The sequence below is a fragment of the Bradyrhizobium sp. WSM1743 genome, assembly GCF_000473065.1.
Lineage (GTDB): Bacteria > Pseudomonadota > Alphaproteobacteria > Rhizobiales > Xanthobacteraceae > Bradyrhizobium.
This window is the reverse complement of sequence record NZ_AXAZ01000004.1, coordinates 154,236-170,148: the sequence shown is the minus strand read 5'-3', so window position 1 is coordinate 170,148 and position 15,913 is coordinate 154,236. Positions and strand designations below refer to the sequence as shown.

Annotated in this window: 14 protein-coding genes; 1 reads left to right on the top strand and 13 read right to left on the bottom strand. The window is 65.3% G+C overall.

The genetic code is table 11. The features are described from left to right. Window positions 1–3: 3 nt before the first annotated feature. The 11 genes from YU9_RS0105790 to hydA form a co-directional block, all read right to left on the bottom strand. Entirely contained in the window at window positions 4–927 is a 924-nt protein-coding gene (locus tag YU9_RS0105790) for an ABC transporter permease (protein ID WP_027571930.1), read from the bottom strand. Continuing rightward, window positions 924–1,865, bottom strand: a complete 942-nt coding sequence (locus YU9_RS0105785) for an ABC transporter permease (RefSeq protein WP_027571929.1) — start codon at window positions 1,863–1,865, stop codon at window positions 924–926. The genes YU9_RS0105790 and YU9_RS0105785 overlap by 4 nt, the downstream gene beginning before the upstream one ends. A gap of 17 nt (window positions 1,866–1,882) precedes the next feature. Continuing rightward, a complete protein-coding gene (locus YU9_RS0105780; RefSeq protein WP_027571928.1) occupies window positions 1,883–3,487 on the bottom strand; it encodes an ABC transporter substrate-binding protein in 1,605 nt (534 codons plus the stop codon). 140 nt (window positions 3,488–3,627) lie between these two features. After that, window positions 3,628–5,298 (bottom strand): ABC transporter ATP-binding protein, encoded by a 1,671-nt coding sequence (gene nikE, locus YU9_RS0105775; protein WP_027571927.1) that lies wholly within the window; start codon window positions 5,296–5,298, stop codon window positions 3,628–3,630. After that, window positions 5,295–6,143: an ABC transporter permease gene (locus YU9_RS0105770; protein ID WP_027571926.1), complete on the bottom strand. Its 849-nt coding sequence runs from the start codon at window positions 6,141–6,143 to the stop codon at window positions 5,295–5,297. Before YU9_RS0105770 ends, nikE begins: the two co-directional genes overlap by 4 nt. Continuing rightward, window positions 6,140–7,174 (bottom strand): ABC transporter permease, encoded by a 1,035-nt coding sequence (locus YU9_RS0105765; RefSeq protein ID WP_027571925.1) that lies wholly within the window; start codon window positions 7,172–7,174, stop codon window positions 6,140–6,142. The genes YU9_RS0105770 and YU9_RS0105765 overlap by 4 nt, the downstream gene beginning before the upstream one ends. Before the next feature lie 28 nt (window positions 7,175–7,202). Next, complete coding sequence (locus YU9_RS0105760; protein WP_027571924.1) at window positions 7,203–8,822, bottom strand: ABC transporter substrate-binding protein; 1,620 nt, start codon at window positions 8,820–8,822, stop codon at window positions 7,203–7,205. Window positions 8,823–8,941: 119 nt separating this feature from the next. Continuing rightward, on the bottom strand, window positions 8,942–10,378 hold the full coding sequence (locus tag YU9_RS0105755; RefSeq protein ID WP_027571923.1) for an NAD(P)-binding domain-containing protein: 1,437 nt from the start codon (window positions 10,376–10,378) through the stop codon (window positions 8,942–8,944). Continuing rightward, window positions 10,375–11,124, bottom strand: a complete 750-nt coding sequence (locus YU9_RS0105750; RefSeq protein WP_027571922.1) for an SDR family oxidoreductase — start codon at window positions 11,122–11,124, stop codon at window positions 10,375–10,377. Before YU9_RS0105750 ends, YU9_RS0105755 begins: the two co-directional genes overlap by 4 nt. A gap of 1 nt (window position 11,125) precedes the next feature. Further along, window positions 11,126–12,100: an NAD(P)-dependent oxidoreductase gene (locus tag YU9_RS0105745; protein WP_027571921.1), complete on the bottom strand. Its 975-nt coding sequence runs from the start codon at window positions 12,098–12,100 to the stop codon at window positions 11,126–11,128. 16 nt (window positions 12,101–12,116) lie between these two features. After that, on the bottom strand, window positions 12,117–13,586 hold the full coding sequence (hydA, locus tag YU9_RS0105740; RefSeq protein WP_027571920.1) for a dihydropyrimidinase: 1,470 nt from the start codon (window positions 13,584–13,586) through the stop codon (window positions 12,117–12,119). Between the two features lie 56 nt (window positions 13,587–13,642). On the opposite strand from hydA, the gene YU9_RS0105735 reads away from it, so the two are divergent. Continuing rightward, window positions 13,643–14,305: an aspartate/glutamate racemase family protein gene (locus YU9_RS0105735; RefSeq protein ID WP_027571919.1), complete on the top strand. Its 663-nt coding sequence runs from the start codon at window positions 13,643–13,645 to the stop codon at window positions 14,303–14,305. Here the strand turns inward: YU9_RS0105735 and YU9_RS0105730 are convergent. Both YU9_RS0105730 and YU9_RS0105725 read right to left on the bottom strand, forming a co-directional pair. Then, complete coding sequence (locus tag YU9_RS0105730) at window positions 14,302–14,961, bottom strand: flavin reductase family protein (RefSeq protein WP_198028211.1); 660 nt, start codon at window positions 14,959–14,961, stop codon at window positions 14,302–14,304. The genes YU9_RS0105735 and YU9_RS0105730 overlap by 4 nt on opposite strands. A gap of 5 nt (window positions 14,962–14,966) precedes the next feature. Then, complete coding sequence (locus tag YU9_RS0105725) at window positions 14,967–15,899, bottom strand: N-carbamoyl-D-amino-acid hydrolase (RefSeq protein ID WP_027571917.1); 933 nt, start codon at window positions 15,897–15,899, stop codon at window positions 14,967–14,969. Between the last annotated feature and the right edge of the window lie 14 nt (window positions 15,900–15,913).

Sequence of the window (15,913 nt, the reverse complement as noted above, 5' to 3'; positions counted from 1 at the left end):
CCATCAGAGGCTCTTGGCCATGCGCGGGTCGAGCGCATCGCGAAGGCCGTCGCCGAGGAGGTTCACGGCGAGCACGGTGACGGACAGGAACGCCGCCGGGAAGAACACGATGTAGGGCTTGACCTGCCACAGCGCGCGGCCCTCAGCCATGATGTTGCCCCAGGACGGAATGGTCGGCGGCGTGCCGGCGCCAATGAAGGACAGGATCGCCTCCGTGATCATGGCGCTGGCACAGATATAGGTCGCCTGCACCAGCATCGGCGCCACTGTGTTCGGCAGGATGTGGCGGAGGATGATCATCGGCGTGCGCGTGCCGCAGGCCACGGCCGCATCGACATAGGGCTGCTCGCGCAAGGACAGCACGACGCTGCGCACGAGGCGCGAGACGCGCGGGATTTCGGCGATGGTGATGGCCAGGATCACGTTGCCGACGCTGCCGCGCGTCAGCGCCATCAGCGCGATCGCCAGCAGGATCGGCGGAATGGACATCAAGCCGTCCATGAACCGCATCAGGATGCCGTCGGCCCAGCGGATGAAGCCGGAGACCATGCCGATGGCGAGGCCAACCGCCGACGCGAAGATCGCGACCGACAGGCCGACCGTGAGCGAGACCCGTGCTCCAAACAACACGCGTGAATAGACGTCGCGGCCGAGCACGTCGGTGCCGAACCAGAAATCGGCCGACGGCGCCCGTGTGCGCTTGGCGGGCGCGAGCGCCGTCGGGTCGACCGTGCCGAGGTGAGGCGCAAAGACCGCGATCAGAACGAGCGTCAGCAGCAGCGCGCCGCCGATGGCGACCGTCGGATGGCCGCGCAAGAGGCCGACGAAGCCGCGCCGGATCTTGACCGGCCGGAGGATCTCCGGCAGTTGCGGCGCGACGACGAGGCCGGCTGGAAGCGATTGCGGATTGACGGTGGTGTCGGTCAATAGCGGATCCTCGGGTCAACGAGCGTATAGACGACGTCGATCATCAGATTGACGAGGACGTAGACGAAGCTGAACAGCAGCACGATGCCCTGGATCACCGGATAGTCACGGCGCAGGATCGCATCGATCGTGAGGCGGCCGAGGCCGGGGATCGCGAACACGCTTTCTGTCACGACCGCGCCGCCGATCAGCAGCGCGATGCCGATCCCGATCACGGTGACGATCGGTACCGCCGCGTTCTTCAGCGCGTGAATGAACAGGATGCCGCCCTGCCCGAGGCCCTTGGCCTTGGCGGTGCGGATATAGTCCTGCTGCAGCACTTCGAGCATGGCTGCCCGCGTGATACGCGCCACCAGCGCGATATAGACGCAGCCGAGCGCAACCGCCGGCAGGATCAGGTTCTCGAGCCACGGCCAGAAGCCTGAGCTGAGCGGCGTGTAGCCCTGCACCGGCAGCCATTCCAGCTCGAGCGCGAAGATATAGGCGAGCATGTAGCCGACCACGAAGACGGGCAGCGAGAAGCCGAACACCGCAAACCCCATGATGACGCGGTCGATCAGGCTGCCGGCCTTCCAGGCCGCCACCACGCCGAGCGGCACCGCCACCACGATCGTGAGCAGCAGCGTGACGATCATCAGCGACAGCGTCGGTCCGAGACGCTGCCCGATCATCGCCGAGACCGGCAGGTTGGTGAAGATCGAGGTGCCGAGATCGCCGTGCAGTATACGCCAGACCCAGCTGCCGAACTGGATCAGGAACGGACGGTCGAGGCCGAGGCTCTGGCGGATGCGCTCCACATCCTCCGGGCTCGCCTGGTCGCCCGCAATCACCACGGCCGGATCACCCGGCGCGATGTAGAGCAGGCTGAACACGAACAGCGCGACGATTGCCATCACCGGCAAGGTCGCGACGATACGACGGAGGATGTAGGAGAGCATCTGGCCTCAGCGCACGATCATACGGACTTCGACACGCCCCAGAAGAACGGCAGCGGCCCCTTGGTGATGCCGGACACGTTCTTGCGCCACGCGGTATAGCTCAGGAAGAAGCCCGTCGGCGCATAGACGACGTCATCGAGCGCCGCCTTGTTGAGACGGCCGATGGCGGCCTTCTCCTCGTCGAGGTTCTTGGCCTCGAACCATGACGCGACCTCTTTCTCGGTACCGGGGCTGTTGGGCCAGCCGAACCAGGCCTTGTCGCCATTGGCGCGAATGGCGGTGTAGGGAGCCGGATTGATGCAGTCGGCGCCCGCGTGCCAGGTGTGGAACATGTTCCAGCCGCCCTGCCCCGGCGGCGTCTTCTGCGCGCGGCGGGAGCCGACCGTGCCCCAGTCGGTGGCGACGAAGTCGACATTCATGCCGAGCTTCTTGAGGAGGTCCGCAGTGACGTCGCCCTGCGCCTTGGTGATCGGCTGGTCCTGCGCCACGAGGCACGTCACCGGCTGGCCGGAATAGCCGCTCTCTGCGAGCAGCTTCTTGGCCGCATCGAAGTCGCGCTTGCCTTTCAGGATCTCGCCGCCGACTTCGCTGTAGAGCGGCGTATCCGGCGTGAAGAAGCCGGGCAGCGGCTTCCACAGCGCGGTGTCGTCGCCGACGATCGCGCGCATATAGTCTTCCTGGCTCAGCGCCATCAGCACCGCGCGCCGCGCCCGCACGTCGTTGAAGGGCGCGAACAGATGGTTCATGCGGAACGAGCCGATATTGCCGAGGGGATCGCCGATGTCGACGCTGATGTTCTTGTTCTTCTTCAGGACTGGAACGAGGTCTGCAATCGGGTTTTCCCACCAATCGACCTCGCCGTTCTGCAAGGCAGCGGCGGCCGTGGCCGGATCCGGCATCACGATCCATTCGATGCGATCAAGCTGCATCTGCTTGCCGCCGGCGAGCCACGACGCCTTCTCCTGCCGCGGCACGTAATCGGTGAACTTCTCGAACACCGCCTTCGCGCCGGGCACCCATTCGCCCTTGGCGAACTTCATCGGCCCGGAGCCGACATAATCTGTGATTTGCTTGAACGGATCGGTCTGCGCGATGCGCTCCGGCATGATGAAGCCGCACGGCGAGTTGTTCTTGGCCAGCGCATAGAGCATCTTTGGGAAGGGTTGCTTGAGAACCCATTTGAAGGTGCGGTCGTCGACGGCGGTGAGCTCCTGCTGCAGCGCCTTGATCATCAATCCCATGGGATCGCGCGCCGACCAGCGCGTCAGGCTTGCAACGACGTCCTTGCTCAGCACCGGCTCACCGTCATGGAACTTGAGCCCCGGCCGCAGCTTGAACGTCCAGGTCGTGCCATCGTCGGTCACTTCCTCGGACTCGACCATCTGCCGTTGCGGCTGAAGCTGTGCGTCGATGCCGTAGAGCGTATCCCAGACCATCGCGGCGGCATTGCGCACGACATATTGCGTGCCCCAGATCGGGTCGAAATTGGCGAGATTGGCCTGCGGCACGAAACGCAGGGTGCGTGCCGCCGCACCCTGGGCGATCGCCGGGGCCGACAGGCCACCCGTCAACGCCAGACTGCCCGCGCCGGCCAGTCCCTTCAATACGGTCCTGCGATCCATGAAGTCCTCCCAGTAATGCCGTGATGCCAGCTGTTCATTGGCAAAGGGCAAGTGAAACCGAGCCCATTTGCAAGCAAATGGTATGCCACTAAATGCGCCTTCGCCAGCGGGATCTCACCTTCATTCGGGCCGATACGGGCTCAGAGCGCAGCCGCCAGCGTCGGCCCGGTCTCGATGTGGGGGATCGCCTCGACCAATTTGCGCGTGTAGTCGGTCTTCGGATTATCGAACAGCGCCCGGCTCTCGCCCTGCTCCACGATGCCGCCATTGTGCAGCACGATGGTGCGGTCGCACAGCATGCGCACCACGTTGAGATCGTGGCTGACGAACAGCAGCGCGATATCGTTCTCGCGCCGCAGGCGATCGAGCAGCTGCAGCACAACCGCCTGCACCGAGACGTCGAGCGCGGCGGTCGGCTCGTCCAGCACCAAGAGCCGCGGCTGGCAGGCGATGGCACGGGCGATGCCGACACGGGCTTTCTGCCCGCCGGAGAGCTGATGCGGAAACCGTGGCAACAGATCGAGCGGCAGTCCCACGCGCTGCGCGCATTCTACCACCCGCTGGCGCAACGCCTCGCCCGCGCGCATGCCGTCGAGCCGCATCAAGGGGTGGGCAATACAATCGAACGCCGTAAAGCGCGGGTTGAGGCTCTCGTTCGGATCCTGAAACACCATCTGGATGTCTTTGCGCAATGGCGAGCGGTGAAAATCACGCGACGCGACGTGGCCGATCGACTGACCGTCGAACACGATGTCGCCCTCGCTCGGATCGATCAGACGGCAGATCATGCGCGAGGTCGTGCTCTTGCCGGAGCCGGACTCGCCGACGAGCCCGACGCTCTCGCCGCCGGCCATTGTCATCGAGAAGTCGGCAACCGCCGCAGAGCCCTGATCGAAGCGCTTTGCGAGCTTGCGCACCTCCAGCAGCGGTGGCGTGCCGTGAGCGGGCTCCTGCCTCGGCTTGCTGACAATAGCGGGGTAACGCTCCCGCTCCTCCTCCGTGACCAGGTCTTCGATCCGTGACGTCGCCGTCGGCGATGCCGCAACCAGGCGTCTGGTATAGGCATGCTGCGGCGCGCTGAAGAGGGTGCTGGGACTTGCCTCCTCGACGATGCGGCCGCGCTCCATCACGGCGATGCGGCGGCAATAGCGCGCTGCGAGGCCGAGATCATGCGTGATCAGGATCGTCGCCATGCCGCGCGCGGCGGCGATGTCCGCAAGAAGGTCCATCACCACCTTCTGGGTGGTGACGTCGAGCCCGGTGGTCGGCTCGTCGGCGATCAGTAGCGCGGGATTGCAGGAGATCGCGATCGCGATCATGACACGCTGGCACATGCCGCCGGAGAGCTCGTGCGGATAGGCGTTCATCCGCTGCTCGGGATCACGGATCTGGACGGCGCGCAGCAAGTCCAGCGCCTCGGCGCGCGCGGCCTCTTTCGAGATACGCTTATGGGTGAGGATCGCGTCCGCGATCTGCAATCCGATCGCCCGGATCGGATTGAGCGCCGCCCGCGGGTTCTGGAAGATCATCGACATCGCAGCGCCCTGCAGCTGTCGGAGCTCATCACCCCGGAGCTTCGTCACGTCCTGCCCGCGGAACAGGATCTTGCCGCCGGTGACGCGGCCGGCGGCATCCAGCAGCCGCGTCGTGGCAAAGCCGGTCACCGACTTGCCCGAGCCACTCTCGCCGACGAGGCCGAGCATCTCACCGGCCTTGACCGTGAGCGTCACGCCGCGCACGGCCTCGACCATTCCGCGCCGCGTCGAGAACGCGACGTGGAGGTCGTCGATCCTGAGCAGTTCCTCGCTCATGTGCGCATCCGGGGATCGAGAATGTCCCGCATCCCGTCGCCGAGCAGGTTGAAGCACAGCACCGCCAACATCAGCGCAAGGCCAGGAAAGGCCACCAGCCACCACCGTCCGGTCGAGATGAAGCGCGCACCCTCCGCGACCATGATGCCCCATTCCGGCGTCGGCGGCTTGACGCCGAGGCCGATGAAGGACAATCCGGCCGCATTCAGGATCGCCCAGCCGAGATTGAGCGAGATCTGCACCGCCATCGCCGGCAGGATGTTCGGCAGCAGGAAGCGCAGCACCACGGAGAAGTGACTCTCGCCGCAGGCGCGCGCGGCCTCGACCCAGCCGACATTGCGCCTGACGTTCACCTCGGCCCGTGCGAAGCGGATGTAGAAAGGAAGATTGATGATCGCGGTCGCGATCACGATGTTCTCGATCCGGTTGCCCAATGCCGCAACCATCGCCATCGCCAGCACGAACAGCGGAAAGGCCATCATCACGTCGACGAAACGGCCGACGGCACGATCGAGCCGCCCGCCCGCATAGCCGCAGAACGCGCCGACGACGGCGCCGATCACGAAGGAGATGCCGACCGCGGAGACGGCAATGGCGAGATCAAGCCGCGCCGCGATGATGAGACGGCTGAATACGTCGCGCCCGAGCTGGTCGGTGCCGGCGAGATGCGCCGCGCTCGGCGGCTGCAACGCCTCCGAGACATTGGAAACCACGGGATCATAGGGCACGATCCAGGGGCCGAAGATCGCGAGCAGGACGAACAGCGTCACACCGGCCGCGGCCACCGCCGTCAGCGGATTGCCGCGCAGGATCCAGACGGAATGGCGGAGAGTTGCACTGGTCATTCGATCGACACCCTGGGATCGGCGATGCCGTAGCAGATATCGACCACGAGATTGACCAGCACAAACAGGCTGGCCATCAGCAGCACGAAGCCCTGCACCGGCGCATAGTCGGAGGACAGCAGCGCATCGAGCGCATAGGAGGCAACGCCCGGCCAGGAGAACACTTTTTCCACCAGCACATTGGCACCCAGCATGGTCGAGAACACGATGCCGGCGATGGTGATGACGGGAAGGATCGCATTACGCAGCGCGTAGGTCACGACCACTTTGCGCCAGGACAATCCGACCGAGCGCGCGGTGCGCACGAAATCGCTGCCGAGCGAGACCAGCATCGAGGCCCGCGTGATCCGCGCCAGCGGCGCAATGACGAACAAGGCCATGCTCACCGCCGGCAGGATCAGCTGCTTGCAGGCCGTCCACCACCCCTCGACATCACCGGCGAGCAGGAAATCGATCAGCAGGAAGCCGGTGCGCTGCGGCGGCAGCGAGGTGAAGACGTCTATTCGCCCGGTGGGATCAGGAGCAAGCCCGAGCAGGTAGTAGAAGACGTAGATCAAGAGCAGGCCCGAGACGAAGGTCGGCACGCAGACACCGAGCGCGCAGAACAGCCGCACGCCGTGATCGACGACCGATCCCGGCCGAAGCGCCGCGATGACGCCGAGCGGCACTGCCGCGATCAGCGCGATCAGGAGCGCGGTGAAGGTGAGCTCCAGCGACGCCGGCAACCGCTCGCGCAGGTCCTTCAGCACCGGCTGCCCGGTCATCATGGAACGGCCGAGATTGCCTTGGCCGATGTCGGAAAGATAGAACACGAGTTGCTCCGGCACCGATTTGTCGAGCCCCATTTGCTTGCGGATCTGCTCGATCTCCTCCTTGCCGGCATTGGGCCCCGAGGCGAAGAACACCGCGGGATCCCCGGGCAGGACGCGCATCAGCAGGAAGGTGAAGACCAGCACGCCGAACAGCGCCGGCAGTGACGACAGAAGCCGCCTGCCCGCCCGCGTCACCGTTGCGCCAAGACCGGTCATCACCCTTCAGCGCTCCTGTTGGCCGCCGATGTCATTTGCGGCTGACATCGCGATAGTCCACCTGGCGATGGAACTCATAGGTGTAGCCTTCGATCGACGACGCCATCACCGCATCCTGGTTCGGCTGCCACAGCATGATCTGCGGCATCAGGTCCATATGCATCGCGTTGAGCTTGCGGCCGGCTTCCTCATACTTGGCCTTATCCGGCTCGAAGCGCGCCTCCTGCGCGATCGCGGCAAGGTCGGGATTGTTGATCGAGCTGTAATTCCAGCGCTGATTGCCGGTGTAGAAGTTGCGGTAGAAATAGTCGGTCGACGGCAGCCAGGCGACGATGCCCTCGGTGAAGAAGGGCAGCTTCTTCTCGTTGATCTGCGTCGACATCTGCGCATCCGGCAACTTCTGAATGTCGACCTTGATGCCGATCTTGGCAAGCGACTCCTTGACAAGCGCGGCCATTGGCTCCGCGGTCGACGATTGGCCGACGTTGAAGCTGAACGTGGTCGAGAAGCCTTCCGGAAGTCCTGCGGCCTTTAGATACTCCCTGGCCTTGTCGAGATCCATTTTCACCGGCTGCTGGAACGGATAGATGCCATTCAGCGGCTTGCCATCCGGCCAGGTCGCGCCGAACAGCGGCGCGCCGCGTCCGAACAGGGCGGCCTTGAACATGTCGTCATAGGGCAACGCATAAGCGATGGCGCGGCGCACATTCACGTTGTCGAAGGGCGGAATCTGGTTGTTCATCGAGACGTAGGTGATCGCATTGTACTGCGGCGTCGAGATCACCTTGAGCTTGCCCTTGGCCTCCAGTGACTGCACGTCGCTGGGCTGGAGATCAACGACGAGATCGGCATCCCCGCGCTCCACCAGATTGGCGCGGGTCGCCGGCTCCGGCACGGATTGCACGATCACGCGCTTGAAGAACGCAGGCTTGTTGGCCGAGCCGCGATTCCAGCTCTCGTCTCGCTTGAGGATCACCTGCTCGCCCGGCTTGAAGGTCTCGACCACATAGGCGCCGCTGCCGGCGGTGTGCTCCTTGAGCCATGCGGTCGCCCACGGATCGTCCGGGGTCGCGTGCGCCTTGGCGACCTTTGAGTTGATGATCATGGGATAGACGGTGGCCAGGTTCGGCAGCGCGAGCTTGTCCGGCTTGGGCAGCGTCACCTCGATGGTGAGGGGATCGATCACCTTGAACTGGTCGGCCGACGTCAGCGAGCCCGTCAGCAGCTGCGCCTTGCCGAGGATCGGCGCGGTGACACAGCGGTCGAGCGACCATTTGACGTCCTCGGCCGTGACGGGCGAGCCGTCCTGGAATTTTGCGTCCTTGCGCAGGCGGAAGGTGAGCTTGAGGCCGTCGGGGCTGACGTCATAGGATTCGGCGAGCTCGCCGGTGATCGTGTCGAGATCGAACACCCATTTGCCGTTGAGCTGCTTGCGGCCGAATGCGACCAGCCGGTCATAAGTGCTCATGCTCAGCGCAAAGGACTCGCGGGTCGAGCCGGGAATGTTGGGATCAAGCGTGTTGACGGACGCGCCGGTCACGTAGCGCAATGTCTCGGCCCTGGTTTGCGCTTGCGACGGCGCATTGGCGATGAGCAACAGCGCGGTGGCAGCGAGGACTGAGGTCGCCGGCCTGAAAGACACAAAACGCATCGGTTTTTCCCTGAATTTCGAACGAGAACGCCAGCAAGGCAGGTTAAGAAAGAAGCAAGTTGCGCGCCAGTCTCATGGGGCGTTTTTGCGGATGCATCGTCGCGGCGGTGCATGGATGATCACAGCGATTCCTCCATTTTTCGCGCCGGCCGCGTGACCACGGCCTGCGGCACGTCGTACGCGCTGAGCGAAGCCCAGTGTCGTTCAACATCGGCGCGGAACAGGCCACGTGTCAGGCCGTGGACCAGCTTCGGCACGGCTGTCGTCATCGCATTGATCGACGATCCCGACGGACCGAAGCTCATGGTGGAGGCGATGGCGAAGAGATGGATGTCGGAGATCCACGGCGTCTTTCCCGGCACGCGCTCGGTGAAGGCATAGTCGTCGGCAAGATAGGGAAAGCGGCCGAGGCGTTCGTTGCGTTCGTCTTCCGGCGGATGATAGCGATCGGCCCAATTGGCGATATTGCCGGCGAACCTGGAGAGTTCGCTGCGCCCGGCAAAGTTCATATCGATGCCGGTGCCGCAGATGACGAAATCGGCGGAGATGACGCCACGCGGCGTCTGCAATTCGATGCCGTTATCGGTCTTGCGCGCGGCTTCGACCGGCGCGCCCTCGTGCAGTGTGAAATTGGCGTGCCGCGCGCAGCGGTCATAGGTTGGTTGCGGAAATCCCTCACGCATCTCGAGGATCTTGCGCATGAAGCGCCAGCGCCAGGCATCGTCAAGGTCGCTGAGATGGCGCAGGAAGCCGCGGAAGGTCAGCCAGCGATAGGGCTGGATCACCTGGATCTGCGCGCGGCGGCACAGCAGGTGAACCTCGGCGGCGCCCGCCTCCAGCGCGGTGGCCGCGTTGTCGAAGGCGGAGGCACCGGCCCCGATCACGGCGACGCGCTTGCCGCGAAGCTGTTCGAAGTCGATGTCGTCGGCGACAGTTGCGACTGAGCTCGCGGGCAGATGCGCTAGCTGCCCCGGGATCATCCAATCGCCCATGCCTTCCTGCCCCGTCGCGAGCACGATCTTGCGGGCGTAGAGCGTCTCGACCTCTCCTGCCCGTTTCACGCACGCGGCGAGCAGGCCGTCAGACGCAGGCCCGATCTCCAGGAGCTCGCAAGCGTTGCGCACCGGCAAGCCGATCGTACGCCGCAGCCAGAGCAGGTACTCGGCCCAATGGGCGCGCGGGATCAGGTCGAGTGTCTGCCAGCTCTCCTTGCCGAAGCGGGCTTCGTGCCAGGACTGGTAGGTCAGGCTGGGGATATCGAGGTCCGGGCCGGTGTAGTCCTTCGGGCTGCGCAGCGTCGGCATCCGGGCATAGGTGAGCCATGGGCCCTCCTTCCCCTCCTCGGCCTTGTCGAGCAGCAGGATGTTGCTGACGCGGGAGCGCATCAGGCCAAAGCCGATGGCGATGCCGGACTGGCCCGCGCCGACGATGAGGACATCCAGCGCCGGTTTGCCGTCGGGCCCCGTTTTCGTTTCAAGCCACACAGCGCCGGGATGCGCGATCATCGCCAGATCGGCGCGAATATCGACCTCGAGCTGGGTGAGCGCCTCACTCATGCCGCGAGCCAGCCCCCGTCGACCACCATCACGGTGCCGGTCGTGAACGAAGAGGCATCGCTGGCGAGATGCAGCGCGGTCTGCGCGATCTCCTCCGCCTGGCCGAACCGCTTCATGGCGTGCCGGTTGCGCGAGACCTCACGCACCTCGTCCGGATTGGCGTGGCGGGCAAAGCTGCGCCGGAGCATCGGCGTGTCGATCGCGCCAGGCGCAATCGCGTTGACGCGGATGCCGTCCGTTGCGAAGTCCACCGCCATGGTCCGCGTCAGGCTGATGATCGCGCCCTTGGCGGCGATATAGGCGCTGTTGCCCTTGCCGCCGGCAATGGCGAGCTGCGATGCCAGCGTGATGATCGAGCCGCTGTTCTGCCGCTGCATCTGCGGCACCGCGGCCCGCGCCCACAGCCAGGTGCCGCCGACATTGGCGCGGAACACCGCATCCCAGTCATCCAGGCTCGTCGTCAGCACCGTGCCGCCGCAGGAGAAGCCGGCCGCGGTCATGAGGATGTCGAGCCGGCCATGCCGGGCCACGACGTCGCCGACGACCGTCTCGGCGAATGCGGCATCGCCGACGTCGCCGACGTGCGTCGTTGCCTCGCTCACCAGTCTCAGCGTGTCCTCGAGGCCAGCGGCATCGCGATCGACCAGAGCAAGGCGCGCGCCCTGCTCCGCGAACAGTTTTGCGCTGGCGCGGCCGATGCCCGAGCCCGCGCCGGTGATGATGGCCGTGCGCCCCTGCAGCTGCATGTCAGATCCCCTCCTTGTGCTGCCTCCACCAGGCGCTCATCGCGGCGGCCGACTCCGCGCAGCCGAACCGGGCGCGCCAGCCGAACTCGTCGGCCATCCGCGCGACGGAGAGCGGCGCACGATCCCCGCCGTGGAGCTTGATGAAGGTCTTCTCGCCCGGATTCGCCAGCCGACACTCCAGCCCGGGGTGCAGCGCGGCAAACGCCTCGCCCCACTGCAGCGCGGACCAGGCCACGCCGCTGGAGATGTTGTAGAGCCGATGGCGCGGCCGCTCGGCTTCGATCAGCACTGCAACGGCTTCGGCGGCATCCGGCGCGTAGGTCCAATCCTTGATGCCCGGCGCAGGGAGGAGCGCCGGCTCGCCGCGGGCGAACGCGGCGAGAATCTGGAACTGGAGACTCGGCGTATCGCGCATCGAGCCGGGCCGCTCCCACGGACCGAAGACAGCACTGAGCCGCACGCTCAGGAAATCGCCGCCAAAAAGCTCCGCGTGCCGTGCGACCGATCGTTCCGAGGCGAACTTGCTGATGGCGTAGAACGAGACGGGATCGCAGGGCGCTTCCTCGTCCAGGACCTCGAACCGCGCTCCCGATGCGCCGTAGGCCGATGCCGAGGACAGATTGACGACGCGCCGGACACCGTGGCGGATCGCCGCAAGCAGAATGGGGATCTGCGCCATCACGTTGATCTCGAGAACGCGCGCGGGCGAAGCCCGTTCGAGGTCATCGCCGGCCGTAACCGCGGCGCCAAGCACGATGGCATCGCAGCCCCCGGCAATGAGGGCGTCGATGGCTTCCGCGTCGGTGATATCGCCCTGAACGACTTTGAGCCGCTCGCGATAATCCGCCAGCCATCGCTGCGCAGCCGGCGGCAGCGGCGCCCGATCATACAGCGTCACCTCATGCCCGCGCGCGAGCAGCACCTCGGCCAGATTGAGGCCGACAAAGCCGGTGCCACCGAAGATGACGATCTTCATCGCGCGCGATCCACCATCACAGCAGGTTGGCTCCAAAATTCCGTTCCGGATCCATGTCCGCAACGAGCCGGCCGGTGGGCTTGGCCGCCTCGCCGCCGCTGCGCGCCAGGAATTGTCCGCTGCCGGCGCTTGCCAGGCACTTGTTGCCCTCGATGACCACGCGACCGCGCGAGAGCACCGACACCGGCCAGCCCTTCAGCTTGCGGCCCGCGAACGGCGTGTAGCCGGCGAGATCGTGCATCATCTCGTCGGCGACGGTGACTTCGCGGTTGGGATCCCATATCGCGATATCGGCATCGGCGCCGACCGCGATCGAGCCCTTGCGCGGATGCAGATTGTAGATTTTTGCCGGCGCCGTTGCGGTCAGCTCGACGAATTTTTCTAGGCCCAGCCGTCCCTTCGACACCATCGCGTCGAACAGCAGCGGCAGCCGCAGCTCCAGTCCGGGCAGGCCGTTGGCGACCTGCTTGAAATTCGGATTGGGGCCGGCACGCAGCTTGCCGGTCTCATCAAAGCGATATGGCGCGTGATCCGACGAGATGGTCTGGAGATCGCCGAGCGAGAGTGCCTGCCACAGCGCCTCCTGGTCGGCATGGGTGCGCGGCGGCGGGCTGCACATCCATTTGGCACCTTCGGCGCCGGGCTTGTCGAGATCGTTGGCGGTCAGGAACAGGTATTGCGGACAGGTCTCGGCGAACACCTTGAGCCCCTGCCCGCGGGAATCGCGGATCACCTTGGCGCCTTCGGCGGTCGAGACGTGGAAAATCATGATCGGCTGGTCGATCAGCGCGGCCATGCCGATCAGCCGGGTGAACGCTTCGGCCTCCGACACGCGGGCGTGGCTGACGGCGTGGTATTTCGGCATGGTGTAGCCGCGCGCGAGCAGCCGCTTCACCATCCAGGCGATGATGCCGTGGTTTTCGGCATGGGCGCACAACATCGCACCGGACTGTCGCGCGGCGAGAAGGATGTCGAGCAGCGGCTCGTCGTCGACCTTGAGCCGGTCATAGGTCATGAAGATCTTGATCGAGGCATGGCCCTGCTTCACCAGCGCCGGGATGTGCTCCTCGACCGTCTCCTTGGTGGCGTCCGCAATGATCATGTGAAAGGCGTAGTCGATCACCGCGCCCTTCTTGGCCAGCGCGTGATAGTCCTCCACCACCTGCGGCAGCTTCATGCCGACGTGCTGGGCGGCGAACGGGATCACCGTGGTCGTGCCGCCGAAAGCCGCCGACACGGTCGCGCTCTCAAACGTGTCCGCGTTCATGATACCGGCGGCCGACAGCTGCTCGATATGGGCGTGACTGTCGACGCCGCCGGGCAGCACCAGCTTGCCACGCGCGTCGATCTCGCGCTTGGCCGCCGGAAGCCCGCGGCCGATGGCCGCGATGGTCTCGCCTGAGATGGCGACGTCGGCCTCGAAGACGTCGGTGGTGGTGGCGACGCGGCCGCCGCGGATGATCAGGTCGTAAGCGGGTTCAGTCATGAGGCACTCCGTGATAGGCTCAAGGCACGTTCAGGTAATTTCGCAGGAAGACCATCATGTCTCGGCCGCGCATTCTCGTCATCAACCCGAACTCCAACCATGAGGTCACGCAAGGGCTGGAGGATGCGTTGAAGCCGCTCGGTTTCGAGGGCGGACCGGAGGTGGTCTGCCAGACGCTGGCCGAGGGTCCGTTCGGCATCGAGAGCCAGGCGGACGTCGATAGCGTCGCGATACCGCTGCGAAAGCTGGTCGAGAGCGACAACGGCTCGGCCGCCTTCGTCATCGCCTGCTACAGCGATCCCGGGCTTCAGGTCTGCCGCGAAGGCACCGACCGGCCCGTGTTCGGCATTGCCGAGTGCGGCGTGCTGACGGCGCTGGCGCGAGCCGAAACATTCGGCGTCATTGCGATTGCCCAGCGCTCGATCCCGCGTCACATGCGCTATCTCAGGCAGATGGGACTGACCGAGCGCCTTGCCGGCGAGCGGCCGCTGAACATGAGCGTCGCCGAAACCGCCTCGGGCGAAGGCACGCTCGCTAAGATGATCGAGGTCGGCCGCGCGCTGCGTGACGAGGATGGCGCCCGCACCATCGTGATGGGCTGCGCCGGCATGGCGCGCCACCGCCGCCCGCTCGAAGAGGCGCTGCGCATTCCCGTGATCGACCCGACACAGGCGGCCGTCACCATGGCGCTGGGTACGGTGCAGTTCTCGGCTCACTAGGCGTCCTTCAGCTCTTTGGCGTCCTGGCGCGCGAGCCATTGCGCATGGCTCTCGCGCGTCAAAGCAAACGTATCCCGCTGCGTGGTGTAGAGATTGCCGAACATGCGGCCGATCGGCCGATAGGCTTCGAGATCGACATACATGTTGGCGGTGTCGACCAGGCCCTCGCGGGCGTGCACCCTGAGCACCTCGCCAACCAGGAGCTCGCGATCCGGCGAGAAGTTCAGCACGACATGGCGCCGGCATTCCAGCGCAAACGGCGCGGCCGCGAGGCGCGGCACCTTCACGTCGATCGAGGCAAGCGTCGCAAGCCCAGTCGCGGCGACCTCGCTGTCGCCGGACGGAAAATCGACCGCGCAGTCGTTCATGGCGACCGACAGCGCCTCGTCCACCATGTGCACGACGAACTCGCCATCGCGATGGATGTTGCGGGTGGTGTCCTTCGGCGAGTGGTCCGGCTTGTGCTGGAGCCCGAGCACGATCAGCGCGGGGTTTTCCGAGAACACATTGAAGAAGCTGAACGGTGCGGCATTGACCGCACCGTTCTCATCCAGCGTCGTGACCAGCGCAATCGGCCGCGGCACGACCACGCCGCAGAGCAGCTTGTAGCGATCGCGCGGATCCAGTTCACGCAGTGATATGCCCTTGTCCGCCATCGGCGTCACTTCTCCGGCGGCAGCACAGCGCCGGTCTGGCTGGTGATCAGGCCGTAATGCTCGATGCGGCGATGCCGGGCGAAATCGAAGATCGTGGTCTTACCGAAAATGGTGGCGTCGAGGTCGCAGGCGTGAACCAGAACCTCCTCACCTTCCGTCTTCGCCTCGGCGACGATCTCGCCGTTGGGATCGACGATCAGGCTGCCACCGAACAGCGGGTGGCCGTCCTCGACGCCGGCCTTGGCGACCGCGACCACCCAGGTCGCGTTCTGATAGGCACCGGCCTGCACCGAAAGGCGGTTGTGGAACAGGCGCTTCTCGACGCCCTCGTCGCTCCTCTCCGCATTCACCGACGGCGTGTTGTAGCCGATCAGCACCATCTCGACGCCCTGCAGGCCCATGACGCGATAGGTCTCGGGCCAGCGGCGATCGTTGCAGATCGCCATGCCGATGATGCCGCCGAGCTCGCGCCAGACGTTGAAGCCGAGATCGCCCGGCTCGAAATAGCGCTTCTCCAGATGCTGATGCGAGCGCTTCGTGTCGTACTCGACATGACCCGGCAGATGGACTTTGCGGTATTTGCCGACGATCGTCCCGGACTTGTCGGTCAGGATCGCGGTGTTGAAGTGATGGCCGTCCGGCGTCAGCTCCGCATAGCCAAAGTTCATCGCCATTCCGTGCTGCGCCGCACGCTCGAACAGCGGCCTGGTCGCCGCATTCGGCATCTCGCGCTCGAACCAGATGTCGAACTCGGAGCGGTCCTCGACATACCAGCGCGGGAAGAACGTCGTCAGTGCCAATTCGGGATAGACAATCAGGTCGGCACCCTTGCTCTTCGCCTCGTCCATCAGCGCGATCATGCGCTTGACCACGGCCTCGCGGCTGTCGGCTTTCTGGATCGGGCCCATCTGGGCGGCGGCGACATTGACGATACGCATCAGCGAATTCCTAG